Below are 16,228 nucleotides of genomic sequence, written 5' to 3'. Positions count from 1 at the left end.
CAGGAGACGTTTTTATGTTAATGGACTCAGGCTACAACTCTTATCAACAAGTCGATCTTGATGCTCAGGCTGCCTCGGCAAACCCACATCAATTGGTGGTGATGTTAATCGACGGTTTGCTCAACGAAATCGAACGAGTTCGAGGCCACATGGCCTCAGGTCGCCTTGCAGAAAAAGGGGCTGGCATTAATAAATGCATGAATATTTTGGTTGGCCTAGATAGCGCACTTGATGCAGAGAATGGCGGCGAGATCGCTGAGAACCTCCACCAGCTATACGACTTTTGTCAGGTTGAGTTTTATCAGGCAAGCGTACAAAACAACCTGGACAAACTCACCAGTGTGGAACATGTCATGAACAATATACGTGAGGGGTGGATGAGTTTTGGTCAGCAAGCATAAAGTGTCCCCTGAACGATTTCGCCATCTCGCGAAGCTGATTCATATCGCAACAAAAACCCAGGACTGGCAAGGTCTGAAACGCTACGACCTTCAATTGAGAGAACTGCTGGAAAGCCACCAGCCCTACCTCAAAGATCCTAGACTCGCGCCTGTCATTACCGAAGTGAAAGCTGTACACAAACAAGCTTTTGACGCACTGGATAAGGCCATTAACGAACTGGAAGCAGAGATTAATGTTGTCGACGCTCAGCATGAGCGTGCAAAAGCTTACCAGCTTGCGATGACCATGGAGTACTAGCAATGAACACACCTTCACTTCACACCATGACAGGTCAAAGACCAGAGCAGTTCTCCGCTGATGGTACGATCCAAAAAGCCCGTGGATTCGGTCAACCTGCCGAACAGAACACTGGCTTTACTCTCATGGGGCAACCAGCATCGACGCTTACTGGCAGTCAGCCAAATGCTGAACAAACTGTCGTGACCTTAACGGATGATAGCGAGGAAATGCTAGGGCAGGAAAATAGCTCAGATCATACGACTACGCTACCGATTGAAAACCCTCATCTACTGAAAGAACACTCTGCAACCACGGACGCTTTAGCTTTGCTACAGCTAAAACAAAAGCGAGTAGCAAGCGGTGCTCAAACGTTCGATGCTATGACAGGCTCAGTGGACACAAATTCGTCAGACAGAATGACACCGCAGAGTATAAGCCATCAACTGGTGAAGCAGACAAGCGGGCCTTTGAGTATCGACACGCCTGTAAGCCAGAGCCCATCAGTTCAGAATGTTCTGCAAACCTTGGCCTCAACACAAGTGCAACCGCAGCCTCAAACCTCTCACCAGCAACCTATAGCAACGTCTGTACAAACAGCAGAATGGGCAGCAGTAAAAGTTGATACCAGTGCGGCTAAGTGGGGCGAACAAATGATGCAGGTATTGCATGACAGAGTCTCACTTCAAGCACAACAAAGCATGCAAGAAGCCAAGATCCGTCTAGATCCGCCAGAGCTTGGAAAGCTGGACTTGCTGGTACGCGTTGATGGCGACCGCCTCAATGTGCAAATCAACGCTAATGCGGCAGCAACCCGCGAGGCCTTGCTTCAAGTTTCTGACCGGCTGCGAGCTGAGTTGCAAGACCAGAACTTTGTCCATGTCGACGTCAACGTAGGCTCAGGAGAAAGTGAACGCGACCAGTCACCTCATCAAGGTGAACAGCAAACACACATTTTCGATAGTCGCGAGTTTGCCAATTCAGACAATCCCAATGATCCATCAGAACATTGGCTCAGCACACACGCATAATTAGGAATAGGGTTATGACAAAAAAACAAATGATCGCGGTATTTTCTGCGATGATCCTCACCAGTGCCCTGGTTTCAGCCGCAACCGTAGTTGGTGGAATTTGGTTCTTAAAGCAATCGGGGAATAGTAACAATTCAGAATCATTTTTCGCAGATTCTCCCCTTGCCTTCCTTACCGAAGAACGCAACCCAGCTCAGACGCCTAGCTTCCACTCACTGGACAAAATTGTCCTCAGCGTTAAAGGAAAGCGCCAGACCCACTTCGTCATGCTGGAAGTCGCGATTGAAACTCGCCGCCCAGAACGCATTCAAAATATTGATGACTACATGCCAATTGTGCGCAATTCACTACTGAAGCTTTTCAGCGACAAAACCTACGAAGATCTGCATCAGGACGGCGCAGTTAACCTGCTCCAGAATCAGGTCAAACAAACGGTGCTGCTAGCCTTTGAGAAAACCGATATTCTTCGCGATATCGATGACGTCTTGCTGACGAAATACGTCGTGCAATAAGGAGCACGGCCCATGTTGGATATGAACTTTCAGGAAGAATACGGCGTCGAAGGTGAAATCAGTTCACCTTCCATTCCTATTGACGAGAATAAGTTGCTCAAACAGCACCAAGTACTGGTCAACCGTATCGTCAATCAACTCAGAGCCCATGCTACACCGCATTGCAGCATCGAAGACATGCAGCAAATTGGCCTTATTGGTTTACTGGAAGCGGGCCGTCGATACGGAAACGTTGAGGACCCCAACTTCCCTGCCTTCGCGGTCTGTCGGATCCGTGGCTCAATACTGGATGAGTTGCGCCGGCTTGACTGGCGATCACGAAAAACGCGTCAACAAGCTCATGAGCTCAATGATGTCACTCGTGATCTGATGCGTTCTCTTGGCCGGCAACCGACCGATGCCGAAATCATCAAAGCATTGGGAACAGACGAACAAGATTATCTGACTCGCCAAAACGCGGCCCTCGCTGGGGAAATGCAAAGCCTAGATCAATTGATTGAAAACGGTATCGAAGCACAATCTGACGCTGTTTATGACGGAATGTCCCATGAGCAAACTCGTCGCAGTCTTGAATTTGCTCTGAATAAACTGCCCAAAAGAGATCAACTGCTGCTGACGCTGTTTTATCAACACGAACTCAACCTTCACGAAATCGCTTTAGTGCTTGATCTGACGCCTCCGAGAATTTGTCAGCTGCACAAACAAGCACTCAAACAACTCAACCACTACTTATCCTCCTAGGAGTCACAAATGCAAAAGTTTTTTGGAGCCATCACCGTCTTACTGTGTGTCTTTGGCGGATATATGTGGGCGGGCGGTAAGCTTGGCGCTATCTGGCAACCGGCTGAATTTCTGATCATCATTGGCGCCGCTGCTGGCTCGCTGATCATAGGTAACCCGCCACAAGTCCTGAAAGAGATGCGTCAGCAAGTTCGTGCCACCATCTCTGCACCACGCGAAGAATACGAATACTACATGGAGCTGATGGCTCTGCTTAACAACTTGCTTGAAACAGCGCGCAGCAGAGGCTTTAAGTTTCTCGATTCTCATATCGAGGCTCCAGATCAGAGCTCGATCTTTCTCGCCTACCCAAAAGTTGGTTCAGATTACCGCCTAATTTCATTTATTACTGACAACTTGCGTTTAATGGCCATGGGTCAAATGTCGCCTCACGAATTAGAAGGTTTACTGGAACAGGAAATCGAAGCCATTCAAACAGAAATGCTCCTCCCTTCTCGCTCAATGCAGAGAACGGCTGAAGCACTGCCGGGCTTTGGTATCTTGGCGGCAGTCGGCGGCATCATCATTACGATGCAGGCTATTGACGGCTCAATCGCTCTTGTGGGTTACCACGTCGCTGCGGCTCTGGTTGGAACATTCGTTGGTATCTTCGGTTGTTATTGCTGTCTTGATCCACTTAGCAATGCCATGGCACAGCGCGTGAAGCGCAACATGACCGCATTCGAGTGCGTCAGAGCAACACTTGTGGCTTATGTGGCGAAGAAGCCAACCTTACTTGCCATCGATGCTGGCCGTAAACACATCCAGTTAGACATTAAACCGACATTCAATCAGATGGAGAAGTGGCTCGCTGAGCAGGAGGGGTAATGCAAAGACAAGAACAGGTGGTATTCAAACGAACAAAAACTGTCGATGACGATGAATTTCACGGAGGCGCCTGGAAGGTCGCTTTCGCTGATTTCATGATCGCCTTAATGGCGCTGTTTCTGGTCTTATGGGTGATGCAGGTTGTTGACAAAGAGGAGCGTAAGGCGATTGTCGCTCACCTTCAGAGTGCGAGCGTGTTTGATAAGAGCTACGGGAATCCGTTTGATACCTCGCAAAGTATCTCTCCTATTGATTTGGCTGCCGACTCTTCCGTACCGAGCCGACATGATTCTACCCACATTGTCAGTTCATTCTTTCAGGGTGATGGTGAAGGTCCGGAAACAGACTCTCTGATTCCCGGAACGTTCGACACACAGGAACGACTGGCTGCACTGGCGAAAGTCATTAAGGAAGCGGTTCGACAAATCAGCGCTCAGGGTAATGTCAATGTCACCGTAACGCCACAAGGTCTACGGATTGTTCTTCAAGACGACTACAAACAGCACATGTTTGGTCGTGGTGGCTCTGAATTGACGCCATTCTTTGAAGATTTGCTTCTTGCCTTAGCGCCTGTATTTAAACGTGTCGAGAACCCACTGATCATCAGCGGTCATACTGACTCTACTCGCTTTAAAGGTCACGTTGAACGTCGCTCTAACTGGGAGCTGTCCGCGTCACGTGCGAATGCAGCTAGGCACACTCTGGTTGCCGGAGGGATGCCCGACGAGCGAGTACTGCAAGTCACAGGGATGTCAGATCGCGCATTACTCAATGGTGATGAACCGGAATCAAGTGAGAATCGACGCATTGAGCTGTTTATCCTCACCACGCCAGCCGCCAAGGTATTGGAAACCTTCTTTGGTAATAATGCTGACAGCGAACTGCAAAAAGCCAAACAGAAGGCGGAATTTAATCAGCCGGTTATTCGCCAGGAAGTGATTAACTTTTCAGATACTCAAGCTTTTTCGAAGCCAAAGCTTCAGCAACTTTAACTCTCTCAGGCGCTCTTGCAGCGCCTGCTAACTCAAACGTAAAAGCAAATGCCTCAATATACGGTCCGACACGCAAAAAAAGATGGATTACAAAAAGCCTTTATGTGGCTGATTGTCATCGACTACGTGTTGCTTTCTTTGTTTCTCAGTCAGCTGTATAACCTGACTCTAAACGGAGGCACGGCCATCAGCACTCTGTTGCTACTCTACAATGTACTACTCACTTTTCTCTGCTTTCAGCGAACCGATAAACGCGACTCTTACATTATTTACCCAACGTTATCGGCAACGCTACTGGCTTTCGTCTGCTTCCTGTACTTCTTCTTTCTGGTCTGACGCGACTTTCCTTTAGGCAAAAAAATGCTCTTCAATTAATGAAGAGCCAAACGAGCAATAAAAATCGGTAAATTATTTTAGCTGGGCTTCCGCCTTAGTTTCTCATTAACGCCACCACAGAATGACGTTTTACGTTCGCCTGAGCATTGAGTGCCATAAAGGCTGTCGAGAATTGGCCAGAGTTCTCATCGAATAGTTTAAGTTTGTCTTCGACTTGGTGAGCAGAAATAACCGAAGACTGCTTATGAAGTGTTTGCATTTGCATTGTCAATTCAGAGCCAATTACACTCGCCTGCTCTAGCCCTACCTGTACTTGACGGAAGTGCTGATTAACCTTAGCAATGGTCTGTTTAATGCCTTCTCGAGAGCTTAAATCGAAACTCAGCTCCGCAATGCCTTCTGGCTCTGCTTTGAGCGTCATAACATTGGATTGCCCTGCAGGAAAGCGATGCCCCTGACCAGTGACCATCACCTTCTGCTGCATTTGTTGATAAGCCTTCTCGGAGGATTCAAATAGAATGGTACCGTCCTCAGACAACGTGGCTCTGAGCCCAAGAGGAATCAGACTCCGGTCTAACATTTTGACGGTTTGCTTGCCCTCAGACTGACCATCAAACTGAACCATCACTGAGTTGCCTTGCGGGAAATCAAGGCGAATTTGCTCAGCTTTGTCGCTCAAGCGATGAATGTTAAGTCCAGGGATTGAGAAACGGCGCATATCCGCTTTGTCGATCTTGAGCTTCAACTCGTTGTCGATCACTTTGTTACCGTCAAAACGTGCGCTGTCTAGAATGCGCTCTATGTTAGCTTTGGATCCTGTTAAGCCTTCTTTTAAACCAGCAACATTACCGGCACCAAGATTCATTGCCCGAGTGAGGCCTTGCTTGATCTTGGCCAATTCACCGCCAATGGCTTGCAAGGAGCGTGTCGCAATCTGAACTGAAGTCGCATTTTGCTGCCCCTGAGTAAGCAAAACACCAGACACCGAATACGATGCTGGTGTTTGGTTTTGGGCAGCTAGTTTACGCTGCCCTATGCCACCATGAGACTCCGAAGAACGAGGAGGAGAAATAGAAGCTCTATCGTGCCCAGTCAATCTGACATTGTGGGGGCGAACCTCAACTGTGCTCATTACCATATTTCAATTCCTGCTTATCAGATGCGGTCGAATAAGTTGAGATCGTTAATCTTAACGTAGCTGGCTTGAGTCGCTTGCAATGCGGCCATGTAGTTACTCAAACGAACTGAAGCTTCACCATAATCTAGTGCGGAGAGATCGCTGCTGACCTTATCGACAAACAACTTATTCTCACCATGAGCACTATCCATCAAATCCAGGTTGTTGTGACGACCCCCCATTTCAGTCATCGCAGCTAACACGTTGCTGGATGTTGCTTCGATAGAGCTGAGCGTCGATTCAACCGTAGTTCGAAAAGCTGGCGTGGGTGATTGGAACTCTGCAATCAAAGCATCAAGATCGTTAAGAACGTTATTGCCACCTAGATCCAGAATTTCCTGTGCAGTCATATTGGATTCCATTGTGACACCTTTCGCTACTGTCACAACGCGTTTATCGCTGTTGCCTTGGATTACGTAACTCCCACTCGCGTTAGACAAAGCTGCCGTGTCTGTTTTAGTTCCGGAGAACAAGTAACGGCCTTCTTCATCCTGAGCGTTAAACGATGAAACGACAGAAGAACGTAGACTTTCAAGTTCGCTGATAATGCCAGTACGATCGCTGTCGGTTAACGTACCATTCGCTCCCCATAGAACCAGTTCGTTCATCTTCTTCAGGCTTTCATTCACTGAGTCAAGTTGAACTTCCTGGTTGGATAATGCGGTCTTTACATTGGAAATATTGGTCTTGTACTGGGTAATGGCTGAGCCTTCACGCTCTAAGTTAAGCAATTGAACTGATGCCATTGGATCATCAGACAATTTGGTCAGACGTTCACCGGTAGACATTTGCTGCATAACTTGCCCAAGTCCGGCGTTATTAATCTGCAAGCTTTGCAGCATCATCTGACTGAATTGAGTATCGCTAATTCTCATCTGATTTCCCTGTAATTAGAATAACTGAAGAACGGAATCAAACAGCTGATTTGCTGTGCTGATCACTTTCATGTTGGCGTTGTGAGCGTTGGCAAACGTCATCAAGTTTGCCGCTTCTTCATCACTGTTTACTGCGCTGACGTTATCTCGGGCTGCCATTGCCTGTTCGCTCATCGACAGCTTTGCCTGATAATCCGCATCCGCCTGACGTGCTTTGATGGCCGTTTCTCCCACCATGGCAGCAAACGAATCGTTTAATGTGACTGAACCAAAACCACTGATTGACACGGCTTTGTTACTGACTGCAATTAAGCTGTCCAGCACATCGGCATTACCAGGATTGCCGTCACCAGACAAAGCAAGCTCCTCTGGTTTGAGGTCGGTAATCGTCAGGCTTGCCGCTGGGTTAGCAGGGTCGTAACTGAACAAGGGCTTACCAGTATTACCATTGAGGTCTTGGCCGGTTACCAGTAATGCGTTGAATTCATCAGCAAGTGCCTTAGCCATATCGTCAATCGCAGAACGGTATGGTTTTAGCACCTCCGTCTGATAGTCGGTCAGTGCGCCAACTTGCCCACCCGGTGTATCAGTAATCGCAAAACTCTGAGTACCAAACTCAACATGCAGGTCGGCAAGATATGGATCGCTGGGATCAGGCACGGCCTTAAGCACTGCAGCATCTCCACCCATGACCAGTGGCTGTCCAGAAGAAAGCGTAACCTGCAAGCTGCCATCGGCTTGTGACGTCGTTTTCACTTCCACAACTTTAGACAGCTCACCAATTAACGCATCACGAGTATCCATTAACTGAGCAGGGTTCCCCCCTGTGCCTTCCATCTCAACAATCTGCTTGTTCACATCAGCGATGTTACTCATCAAGCTGTTGGCATGAGAAATAGCCGCATTGCGCTGGTCATTGACATCTTTATGCTGGTGAGAAAGCGATTCGGTGAGGGTATTAAAACGACGCGCGAGGGCTTCTGATTCATTAATGATTTGCTGGCGGTAAGGAACCGATTCTGGTTTTACCGTTGCATCATTCAGAGCTGAAAATAGCGTATCCAGACCAGCTGAGAGGCTGAAACCGTCAGCGCCGAGCGTATTTTCCAACTGGCTCATCGTGCTGCTGTAGCGAGTGGCGTAAGCAGAAAGACTGTTTGTCGCCCAAGTTTGCTTGACTAGAAACTCATCCGTCACTCGACGGATGCTGGTCACTTCAACGCCCAGCCCTGGGCTTAGCTTGTCGTGTTTCGTTCCACCAACAGAAGCCATCAAGGCTTGTTGACGGCTGTACCCCGGTGTATTGATGTTGGAGACATTCTGCGCTGTGACGTCCAGTGCCACGCGATTCGCATTGAGGCCGGAAAGGGCGATATTGACGAGGTTCATTTACAGCTCCATTTTTCGAATCAATGGTTGAGCGAAGGCTGTGGTCACGCTGACTTCGCCCAACATTTGTCTAACTGAGGCGACCGTCTCCTGAGTGGAATGAAGCGTTTGGCCCGAATTAGACGTTACAGATGCTTCAGCGTGTGAGCTTGCTTCCACCTCATTGAGGTTGTCATTTGCCGGTAAGACTGACACGCTGGTTTCAAATTCCACTTCCGAAATCGAAGGACTGAGCTGCTTAATCAACATTTCTGAAATTCCAGAATGCTGTTTCTTAGACATTTCAATCGCTAGCTGACCATCGTACATATCGCGAAAAACACCCTGTTGCTGGCTGGAAAACGGACTGTCTTCATCGGCCAACACATCACTGCTGCTGCGCATCTGGCGCAGCACCATCTGCAAAAACATCGCTTCAAACTGGCCCGCTACTGTCTCCAGTGCGGCTCCCTGTTCGTTGCTGTTCTTTATGTTCATCAGAGCGCTGTTATCGTGATAAAGCACCGAGTTCATTTGTGACTGTTCATTCAGTCCGTCAAATTTCATAAAAACTCCTTAAATCACTACCAGCTCAGCGTTCAATGCACCTGCTTCATGCAAGGCTTGCAGAATCGACATCAAATCCGTTGGCGTCGCCCCTAAACTGTTTACCGCACTGACGATCGTGTTGAGTTCTGTACCCGGAGGCCAGATCACCATTTGTGCTTGCTCTTCGCTGACGTCTAATAACGATTGGTCGACAACTTTTGTTTCACCGTCAGCAAACGCGTTTGGCTGACTGACCTGTTGCGACTCTGCAATGGTGACCGTTAAGTTTCCATGACTCACCGCCGCTTCACTGACCTTGACGCTCTTACCTATCACAACGGTACCAGTACGAGAGTTAAAAACGATGCGCGCAGGCTTACGTCCTTCCGCCACGCTGATTTCTTCCAGCATCGACATCATGACAACACGCTGCTGGCTATCCTTGGGTGCTTTGACGCTGATACGAACATTGTTCTTTGCTATTGCGACCTTAGGTCCGAAAATGTTGTTGATCTCACGAGCAATATTCTTAGCTGTCGTAAAGCTTGGTTTTCTCAGGTTAAGTACCACGTTATCTTGCTCTGAAAAATCATTGGGTACTTCTCGTTCCAGCGTCGCTCCACCGGGGATACGACCTGAGGTAGGCGTATTAATGACGATTTTAGAACCGCTTTTTCCTTCAGCAGACACGCCGCCCACGACGACGTTGCCCTGAGCAACGGCATACACCTCACCATCGATGCCGCGCAATGGTGTCAGCAGTAAGGTACCGCCTCGTAAGCTCTTGGCATCACCGATGGAAGACACCACTACATTCAATGTCTGGCCCGCACCTGCCATCGGCTCAACGGTTGCAGTGACGCTCACTGAAGCAACATTGCGCAACTTAGGGTTGGTACTGTCGTCGATTTGAACACCAAATTGTCGCAACATATTGGTGATGGATTGCGCGGTAAATTTCACCTGATTACGGTCGCCCTGGCCGTCTAGGCCAACCACTAGACCATAACCAACCAATTGGTTTTCGCGAATACCCTGAACATCAACTAAGTCCATGATAGGGATTTCAACTTCAGCTTGAGCAGGTATTGCTGCCCCTAGCGACAACACCAGCAGCATCCCCATCAAAAATGAATCTCTTTTATTGGAATCCTTCTTCTCATGCGCAGAGCTAAATCGGAGAGAAAGAGAGCTAAGAACGGTGATAAACATTGTCATTTTCTGTTTCATTAAAACGGCATCCAAGGACTGTTGAAGAATTGGCTTAACCAGCCAGCAGCATTGCTATCAGCTAAAGTTCCTCTACCTGAATAAGTAATTCGCGCATCACCGATTCGTGCGGAAGAGACCTGATTGTTACGGCTGATATCATCAACACGTACGATGCCAGTTAGGCGAATGAACTCATCCCCTTGATTGAGACGAATCCATTTCTCTCCACTGATACGCAAGACACCATTAGGCAACACTTCATGAACTGTCACTGTGATAGCGCCTTCGAGCTTGTTGCCCTGAGAGCTGGAAGCACTACCATCAAAAGCGCGTTGAGCGTCGACGCTGGCGGCGAGCTCATCGATGGTTTTGCCTCCTAAGCTCGGTGCAGCAAAACCAACGCTCGAGTTCTTGCCATACTTGGTATCGGCTTTTTTGCTCGATTCCGTTTCTTCGGAAAGGACGACCGTGAGCATATCGCCAACACGGTATGCTCGCCTGTCCTGAAACAGGGTCATGGAGTATTGATGACGATAGAGGCTGCCGTTTTGTGCAGCTGGAAGTGAATAATCCAGCGTAGGCGGTGCGTATTTTTCTTCATCAGGCTCAGGAGGCGTAAACTCCTGACGACCAGCGCACCCAGCAAGCAAAATGACAACCAGAGGCCACACTCTCAATAATGCCTTCATTCCCTGTTCCTTTATTACTTAACGGTTACACCGACTGAGCGACAAACTTCAGCATGTCATCCGCAGCCGAAACGACTTTGGCGTTCATCTCGTAAGCGCGCTGAGTCGTGATCATGTCAACCATTTCCTCCACCACCTGCACGTTTGAGCCTTCCAAAGAGCCTTGTTTAATGCTGCCTACGCCGTCTTCTCCGGCGATCAACTCATCCGCCTGACCACTCGCTTCCGTTTCACGGAATAAGTTTCCGCCCACGGCTTCTAGGCCTGCTGGGTTGATGAATTTCGCTAAGGTGATTTGACCGAGTTCTTGCGGTGCAGTGCTGTCAGCTGTAGTCGCGGACACCGTGCCATCCACACCAACAGAAACCGATAACGCGTTCTCTGGGATCTGGATTTGCGGTTCTAACGGCAGGCCTTGGCTGTTAACCATCAAGCCTTCCGAGTTGACATGAAACTGGCCGTTACGGGTGTACATGATCTGGCCATCGGAATTTTCGATCTGAAAAAAGCCTTGCCCCATCACAGCAAGATCTAACTCCTGACTGGTGTTTTGTGTATTGCCCTGAGTGAACACCTTCTGTGTGCCCACCACTCGTACACCACTACCTAACTGAACACCTGCTGGTAGCTCGTTAACCTGATCCACCAGCGCACCCGGTTGGCGTTGAATGCTGTAAAACAGATCTTCAAACACTACTCGGTCACGCTTAAAGCCAACGGTATTCACGTTTGCCAAGTTATTGGAAATGGCGGTCATTTTGGTGTCTTGGGCTGCCATGCCCGTTTTACTTACCCATAAAGCTGAGTGCATTTTCTACTCCTTGCGCCGCGCCTAGCGTGACGACATTAATTTGTTACCGGCCTGCGCCAAAGTCTCTGCGGTTTTCATCATCCGCACCTGCATTTCAAAGTTACGTGTCAGAGACATCACGTTCAGCAGTTCATCAATTGCTGATACGTTACTGCCTTCAATATGCTCGGGCGCAAGCTGAACGGTTTGGTCAACCTCAAATGGGTTGCCATCAACACTGTGAAGCAAGCTATCGCTCTCTTTCTGCAGTTGAGTGGTTTCCGGCTTCACCAACTTCAACGTGCCTACTTCAAGTTCAGCACCACCGCCTGGAGGCACGACAGAAATACGACCACGTTCGCTGATTTCAACTTTCTGATAATCTGGCAGAACCAAAGGGCCACCTTCACCGATAACCGCGAAGCCATTAATAGATAAAGCGCCAAACGGATCGACTTTGATGTTACCTGCGCGGGTATACGCTTCCTGGCCATCTGCAGTCTGAACGGTCAGATAGCCTTCCCCCATAACGGCAACATCCAACGCGCGACCTGTTTTAACGATGTCACCTTCATCAAAACGAGTAGACGCAGAGTTAGTCACAACCATAGTACGGCCATCAAAGCCTGAGCCCTGAAGCTGTACACTCGAGACACGCTCCATATCAGCACGAAAACCAGCGGTATCCGCATTGGATAAGTTGTTTGAGCGAACATGCTGAGCCTTGAGTACTCGACTCGCGCCAGATGTTGCAGTGAATAGCAAACTGTCCATATCAGGCTCCGTTAGATTGCGTTAAACAACGCCTGAGTCAGTTTGTCATTAGTCGAAATGGTTTTTGCATTCGCCTGATAGTTGCGCTGTGCCGTCATAAGGTTGACCAACTCGCTCGTCAGATCGACGTTTGAACCTTCTAGCGCTCCCGGTGTTAAATCACCTAAAGTGCCAGAGCCTGGGACACCCATTACTGGCGCACCTGAGCTGAAACTTTGCGTCCAAGCAGTACCACTGACTTTTGAGAGGCCTTGAGGGTTAGCAAAATCCGCCAGCACAACTTGGCCCTGCAATTGGGACTGACCGTTAGTGTATGTGGCGTAGACCATGCCGTTATCCTCTACGCGAACACCCGCGAGTTCACCCGATGTGTAACCATTCGGGTTGTTAGTGCTGACACCAAAGCCTGTGCCAAATTGAGTGCTGCCAGACAGGTCAATATCGATGCTCATTGGATTTGCGCCCGAAGCTGGGAACGAAACGTTATAAGCGCCTGTCGGCGTCGCAATTGAACCATCTGGATTGAATGTCATCGCCACAGTGGAAACAGCGCCCGCACCTCCATCAACTTGTACATTCACTTCCCATGCGTTGTCAGCAGTCTTAGTGAAGTACTGAGTAACGGTATGTGGCTTGCCTTGAGAGTCGTAAACTTTTGTCGTGTAAGAAGAGTTGAATGAGTCAGTATTGTTAGGGTCAAACGGATTCACAGTCTGATCGACAATCGAATTCGTTGCATCTAGGTTGGCAATGAACTCCATCTTATCAGTCGCTTTAGCCGCCAATGAGGATGTCGAGATCTTGATATCACCCGTAGCTCCCGTGAGCAGATTGTTGTTCCCATCAACGCTGTAACCTTGCAATTTGGCGCCCGTGTTGCCGATGACGTAATTGTCTTTATCAGTGCCAAATACACCTGAACGGGTGTAAAGCAATTGCCCCGCGCTGTCTTTGGTCACAAAGAAGCCATTGCCATTGATCGCCAAATCCATTGCACGACCCGTTCCGCTCACTGAACCATTTTTATCAAAGTTTTGGGAGATGGAAGCGACTTCCACGCCGCCTGGCTGCATTCCGTTGTAAACAGCCGCAAACTCAGTACGTGCTCCCTTGAATCCGTAAGTCGATGCGTTGGCAATATTGTGGCTGATGGTATTCAGCTCTGTGTTGGTCGCATCAAGACCGCTTAGGGCAATATTAAAACTCATAACTAACCTCTGTCTTCCTTATTGGTTAAGCACCAAACTGAGTGATTTGATAGAAAGGTACGCTGCCAACACCTTCGATGTTAACGAACGCTGCGCCGCCTGAGCTTGGGATACGAACTTGCTCAACCTGACCGGCTAAAAGAATGTTTGGAGCAGATTGCCCCTCCTGAACCTGAACAGATACCGTATATTTTCCTGGTTTAAGACCCAGCTCTTCAGGGTTGATACTAAAATCCACGTCACCCGCGGGATGAGCGCCTAAAGGCACTTTGGTTGACTGGCCGAACTCATCGGTAACAACCAGGTTGACTTGGCTTGAAGGATGTTGAAGCTCAATTTTTCCACCTTGAACTGCGTCACCCATTTCGAACTCGTTGCCAGAAACATAAACCGTCTGACCAACCAGTCCGGCCGTAGACAGAACTTGCATGTTATCGAGCAAAACCATGCTGTTTTGCATCATTGACGCCATGTTCTCTGTACTTTGTACCTGAGAGAACTGTGCCAATTGACTGACATACTCAGTGCCATCAAGTGGGTTAAGTGGATCCTGGTTCTGAATCTGTGCCACCATCAAGCTGATGAATTCGTTTTCTAACGATGTAGCACTATTGGCATCTTGTGGGTTACCAGTCACCGAGGTGGTATTTGCCCCAGAGCCTACTGGAGTGTCAGAAGATAAAGCGTTGTAAGAAGCGATGCTCATTAGCTGCCCTGCCCTAGTCTAAGCAGGCCTTGCTGCATACTTTTTACGTTGCTAAGCACTTCAACATTGGTCTCGAAGCTACGGGTGGCTGACATCATATCTGCCATCTCAGACACTACGTCGATATCTGGGTAGTAAACATACCCCTCGTCGTTAGCCAGCGGGTTACTCGGCTCAAAGCGTTTTTCCGCCTGACCTGCGCTTTGGACAACATCGACAATTCTCACTTCAGCATTTGGGTAACTCTCTTTACTCGCTGACAACTGAGTTTTGCTGTACACCGTAGCAAACACAGGTTTTAGCGCCTTGTACGCGTCATCTGGATTGGCAGAGACAGCATCCGCGTTAGCGAGATTACTCGCGACAGTATTCAAGCGTACTGTCTGAGCATTCATTGCTGAGCCAGCAATCGAGTAAATATCGGTAAATGACATGATTAACGTCCCTCTATCACTTTCGCCAGTCCCTGAAATTTCATGTTCAAAAATGTCAGGCTGGTCTGAAAGTCCATGTTGTTTTGTGTGAATTTGCCCTGTTCAACCCCCAGCTCGACTGTGTTGCCATCTTTGCTGTTCTGATAAGGAATCGAGTACATAGAAGAGACCTGCAGTTTAGGTACTGGTTTGTTCACTCCATGAGGTGATAACTGATTCATTACAGTGGTAAAACTCAGGTCCTTAGCCAGATACCCAGGGGTATCAACATTTGCTAGGTTACTGGCAAGGACTTTGGTACGCTGAACCCGAAAATTCAGCGCATCAGGGTGAACACCCAACGCATTTTCAAATGAAATTGCCATGTCTCTTTCCTTTAAAGTCGGCTCGAATAAGGATGAATAAGACAAGATGCATGCCACAAAAATAACAAAACAAAATCAATGACTTACAAAAAAGAAAGGAAATGCAATTTCCGCATTACGGAAGTATTGAAAAGCCAGAGGAACCGAATTGCTTCCTCTCTAAACTGGGCTGTATTAGTCAGTACCATGCTGTCTAGTCAGGCCGTTTTAAGCAGTGAAAATATCGGCGCCAAGCAATCCATTATTCAAGCCGTAGAGGCCGACTTTAGACAACAGGTCCAGACTCAAGCCAACAACAGACAATGGGGAGACTATCAACTCGATTACGATATTCGTGTCCCTGCTGCTGCAGAGCATCTGCCCATTTGCCCCAAACCGCTGAATATTTCAGGTATCGACAACAAAGTGCTCCCTGTCGGCAACCTAAAACGTGCCGTCAGCTGCGATGTGCCTTCAGCGAACTGGCGTATCAATGTCGCCATCAAATCTGCGCTGACACTCAATGTGGTCGTCACCAAAACAGGCATCAATCGAGACCAAGCGATTTCACCGATGAACCTTAAGCTTGAAAAGAGAACCCTTAGTCGGGAGCAAGATTTCTTCACCCAGCTCTCTCAAGTTTCCGGCATGGTTGCCTCTAGGCGCATACGTTCGGGCCAGATATTAGATCCAAGAAAATTAGAGTCCACGCCTCTAGTCGCGAAAGGTAATCAAGTGGTGATTACCGCCTCCAAAAACGGATTTACTGCATCCACCAAAGGTGTCGCCCTTGAGCAAGGAACGCGTGGTGAACAAATTGATGTGCAGAACAGTTCTTCAGGAAAAGTCATTAAAGCGGTGGTCACTGGACTGAATCAGGTACAGACCCAATTCTGATTTTTGGACTCCGGTTATCATTTTCGTTGTTTATGACTCGTAAAGAGA

21 protein-coding genes are annotated in these 16,228 nt (G+C 48.4%); 9 read left to right on the top strand and 12 right to left on the bottom strand.

Features of this window, described 5'->3' with window-relative positions:
* The first annotated feature begins 14 nt into the window (after positions 1-14).
* From fliS to QMA41_RS23245, 8 genes are read left to right on the top strand one after another with little or no spacing between them, the layout of a single operon-like run.
* The gene (fliS, locus tag QMA41_RS23280; RefSeq protein WP_281630712.1) at positions 15-401 is read left to right on the top strand and encodes a flagellar export chaperone FliS; all 387 of its coding nucleotides are present in this window, start codon (positions 15-17) and stop codon (positions 399-401) included.
* Complete coding sequence (locus tag QMA41_RS23275; RefSeq protein WP_019277547.1) at positions 385-699, top strand: hypothetical protein; 315 nt, start codon at positions 385-387, stop codon at positions 697-699. The genes fliS and QMA41_RS23275 overlap by 17 nt, the downstream gene beginning before the upstream one ends.
* A gap of 2 nt (positions 700-701) precedes the next feature.
* Positions 702-1,709: a flagellar hook-length control protein FliK gene (locus QMA41_RS23270; RefSeq protein WP_281630711.1), complete on the top strand. Its 1,008-nt coding sequence runs from the start codon at positions 702-704 to the stop codon at positions 1,707-1,709.
* Positions 1,710-1,723: 14 nt separating this feature from the next.
* A complete protein-coding gene (locus QMA41_RS23265) occupies positions 1,724-2,221 on the top strand; it encodes a flagellar basal body-associated FliL family protein (protein WP_019277545.1) in 498 nt (165 codons plus the stop codon).
* A 12-nt stretch (positions 2,222-2,233) separates the two neighbouring features.
* Positions 2,234-2,962, top strand: coding sequence for a FliA/WhiG family RNA polymerase sigma factor (locus QMA41_RS23260; protein WP_006963046.1), 729 nt, complete (start codon positions 2,234-2,236; stop codon positions 2,960-2,962).
* A gap of 9 nt (positions 2,963-2,971) precedes the next feature.
* Positions 2,972-3,829 carry a flagellar motor stator protein MotA gene (gene motA / locus QMA41_RS23255; protein ID WP_006963047.1) on the top strand — a complete coding sequence of 286 codons (858 nt, stop codon included), beginning with the start codon at positions 2,972-2,974 and terminating at the stop codon, positions 3,827-3,829.
* Positions 3,829-4,821, top strand: coding sequence for a flagellar motor protein MotB (locus QMA41_RS23250; RefSeq protein WP_281630710.1), 993 nt, complete (start codon positions 3,829-3,831; stop codon positions 4,819-4,821). Before motA ends, QMA41_RS23250 begins: the two co-directional genes overlap by 1 nt.
* Positions 4,822-4,869: 48 nt before the next feature.
* Positions 4,870-5,157 (top strand): hypothetical protein, encoded by a 288-nt coding sequence (locus QMA41_RS23245; protein WP_019277544.1) that lies wholly within the window; start codon positions 4,870-4,872, stop codon positions 5,155-5,157.
* Between the two features lie 94 nt (positions 5,158-5,251).
* Here QMA41_RS23245 and QMA41_RS23240 read toward each other — a convergent pair whose 3' ends face one another.
* The 12 genes from QMA41_RS23240 to flgB form a co-directional block, all read right to left on the bottom strand.
* Complete coding sequence (locus QMA41_RS23240; RefSeq protein WP_281630709.1) at positions 5,252-6,295, bottom strand: flagellin; 1,044 nt, start codon at positions 6,293-6,295, stop codon at positions 5,252-5,254.
* Between the two features lie 17 nt (positions 6,296-6,312).
* Positions 6,313-7,209, bottom strand: a complete 897-nt coding sequence (gene flgL, locus QMA41_RS23235) for a flagellar hook-associated protein FlgL (protein WP_043008855.1) — start codon at positions 7,207-7,209, stop codon at positions 6,313-6,315.
* Between the two features lie 15 nt (positions 7,210-7,224).
* Positions 7,225-8,598, bottom strand: coding sequence for a flagellar hook-associated protein FlgK (gene flgK, locus QMA41_RS23230; protein WP_281630708.1), 1,374 nt, complete (start codon positions 8,596-8,598; stop codon positions 7,225-7,227).
* Positions 8,599-9,144 carry a rod-binding protein gene (locus tag QMA41_RS23225; RefSeq protein WP_095560531.1) on the bottom strand — a complete coding sequence of 182 codons (546 nt, stop codon included), beginning with the start codon at positions 9,142-9,144 and terminating at the stop codon, positions 8,599-8,601. It lies immediately after the preceding gene.
* Positions 9,145-9,153: 9 nt separating this feature from the next.
* On the bottom strand, positions 9,154-10,251 hold the full coding sequence (locus tag QMA41_RS23220; protein WP_281630722.1) for a flagellar basal body P-ring protein FlgI: 1,098 nt from the start codon (positions 10,249-10,251) through the stop codon (positions 9,154-9,156).
* Positions 10,252-10,355: 104 nt separating this feature from the next.
* Positions 10,356-11,027, bottom strand: a complete 672-nt coding sequence (gene flgH / locus QMA41_RS23215; protein WP_006963055.1) for a flagellar basal body L-ring protein FlgH — start codon at positions 11,025-11,027, stop codon at positions 10,356-10,358.
* A 25-nt stretch (positions 11,028-11,052) separates the two neighbouring features.
* Complete coding sequence (flgG, locus tag QMA41_RS23210) at positions 11,053-11,838, bottom strand: flagellar basal-body rod protein FlgG (protein ID WP_006963056.1); 786 nt, start codon at positions 11,836-11,838, stop codon at positions 11,053-11,055.
* A gap of 21 nt (positions 11,839-11,859) precedes the next feature.
* The gene (locus QMA41_RS23205; protein WP_038156275.1) at positions 11,860-12,591 is read right to left on the bottom strand and encodes a flagellar basal body rod protein FlgF; all 732 of its coding nucleotides are present in this window, start codon (positions 12,589-12,591) and stop codon (positions 11,860-11,862) included.
* A gap of 11 nt (positions 12,592-12,602) precedes the next feature.
* Complete coding sequence (flgE, locus tag QMA41_RS23200; protein WP_172851220.1) at positions 12,603-13,799, bottom strand: flagellar hook protein FlgE; 1,197 nt, start codon at positions 13,797-13,799, stop codon at positions 12,603-12,605.
* 25 nt (positions 13,800-13,824) lie between these two features.
* On the bottom strand, positions 13,825-14,505 hold the full coding sequence (flgD, locus tag QMA41_RS23195; protein WP_019277538.1) for a flagellar hook assembly protein FlgD: 681 nt from the start codon (positions 14,503-14,505) through the stop codon (positions 13,825-13,827).
* Positions 14,505-14,939: a flagellar basal body rod protein FlgC gene (gene flgC / locus QMA41_RS23190; RefSeq protein WP_006963060.1), complete on the bottom strand. Its 435-nt coding sequence runs from the start codon at positions 14,937-14,939 to the stop codon at positions 14,505-14,507. The genes flgD and flgC overlap by 1 nt, the downstream gene beginning before the upstream one ends.
* Before the next feature lie 2 nt (positions 14,940-14,941).
* Complete coding sequence (gene flgB / locus QMA41_RS23185; protein WP_006963061.1) at positions 14,942-15,304, bottom strand: flagellar basal body rod protein FlgB; 363 nt, start codon at positions 15,302-15,304, stop codon at positions 14,942-14,944.
* 78 nt (positions 15,305-15,382) lie between these two features.
* Between flgB and flgA the strand changes: the two genes are divergently transcribed.
* The gene (gene flgA, locus QMA41_RS23180; RefSeq protein ID WP_281630707.1) at positions 15,383-16,180 is read left to right on the top strand and encodes a flagellar basal body P-ring formation chaperone FlgA; all 798 of its coding nucleotides are present in this window, start codon (positions 15,383-15,385) and stop codon (positions 16,178-16,180) included.
* Positions 16,181-16,228: the final 48 nt, after the last annotated feature.

Origin of the sequence: Vibrio sp. St2 (genome assembly GCF_947311885.1) — a bacterium.
GTDB lineage: Bacteria > Pseudomonadota > Gammaproteobacteria > Enterobacterales > Vibrionaceae > Vibrio > Vibrio coralliilyticus.
Note: the sequence above shows the minus strand (reverse complement) of the source record. Positions and strands in the feature narration are given on the sequence as shown.

Coding starts and splice junctions, on each gene's coding strand:
- fliS (WP_281630712.1), top strand. CDS start 15: ATGTTAATGGACTCAGGCTACAACTCTTATCAACAAGTCGATCTTGAT.
- QMA41_RS23270 (WP_281630711.1), top strand. CDS start 702: ATGAACACACCTTCACTTCACACCATGACAGGTCAAAGACCAGAGCAG.
- QMA41_RS23265 (WP_019277545.1), top strand. CDS start 1,724: ATGACAAAAAAACAAATGATCGCGGTATTTTCTGCGATGATCCTCACC.
- QMA41_RS23260 (WP_006963046.1), top strand. CDS start 2,234: ATGTTGGATATGAACTTTCAGGAAGAATACGGCGTCGAAGGTGAAATC.
- motA (WP_006963047.1), top strand. CDS start 2,972: ATGCAAAAGTTTTTTGGAGCCATCACCGTCTTACTGTGTGTCTTTGGC.
- QMA41_RS23250 (WP_281630710.1), top strand. CDS start 3,829: ATGCAAAGACAAGAACAGGTGGTATTCAAACGAACAAAAACTGTCGAT.
- QMA41_RS23245 (WP_019277544.1), top strand. CDS start 4,870: ATGCCTCAATATACGGTCCGACACGCAAAAAAAGATGGATTACAAAAA.
- QMA41_RS23240 (WP_281630709.1), bottom strand. CDS start 6,295: ATGGTAATGAGCACAGTTGAGGTTCGCCCCCACAATGTCAGATTGACT.
- flgL (WP_043008855.1), bottom strand. CDS start 7,209: ATGAGAATTAGCGATACTCAATTCAGTCAGATGATGCTGCAAAGCTTG.
- flgK (WP_281630708.1), bottom strand. CDS start 8,598: ATGAACCTCGTCAATATCGCCCTTTCCGGCCTCAATGCGAATCGCGTG.
- QMA41_RS23225 (WP_095560531.1), bottom strand. CDS start 9,144: ATGAAATTTGACGGACTGAATGAACAGTCACAAATGAACTCGGTGCTT.
- QMA41_RS23220 (WP_281630722.1), bottom strand. CDS start 10,251: ATGGGGATGCTGCTGGTGTTGTCGCTAGGGGCAGCAATACCTGCTCAA.
- flgH (WP_006963055.1), bottom strand. CDS start 11,027: ATGAAGGCATTATTGAGAGTGTGGCCTCTGGTTGTCATTTTGCTTGCT.
- flgG (WP_006963056.1), bottom strand. CDS start 11,838: ATGCACTCAGCTTTATGGGTAAGTAAAACGGGCATGGCAGCCCAAGAC.
- QMA41_RS23205 (WP_038156275.1), bottom strand. CDS start 12,591: ATGGACAGTTTGCTATTCACTGCAACATCTGGCGCGAGTCGAGTACTC.
- flgE (WP_172851220.1), bottom strand. CDS start 13,799: ATGAGTTTTAATATTGCCCTAAGCGGTCTTGATGCGACCAACACAGAG.
- flgD (WP_019277538.1), bottom strand. CDS start 14,505: ATGAGCATCGCTTCTTACAACGCTTTATCTTCTGACACTCCAGTAGGC.
- flgC (WP_006963060.1), bottom strand. CDS start 14,939: ATGTCATTTACCGATATTTACTCGATTGCTGGCTCAGCAATGAATGCT.
- flgB (WP_006963061.1), bottom strand. CDS start 15,304: ATGGCAATTTCATTTGAAAATGCGTTGGGTGTTCACCCTGATGCGCTG.
- flgA (WP_281630707.1), top strand. CDS start 15,383: ATGACTTACAAAAAAGAAAGGAAATGCAATTTCCGCATTACGGAAGTA.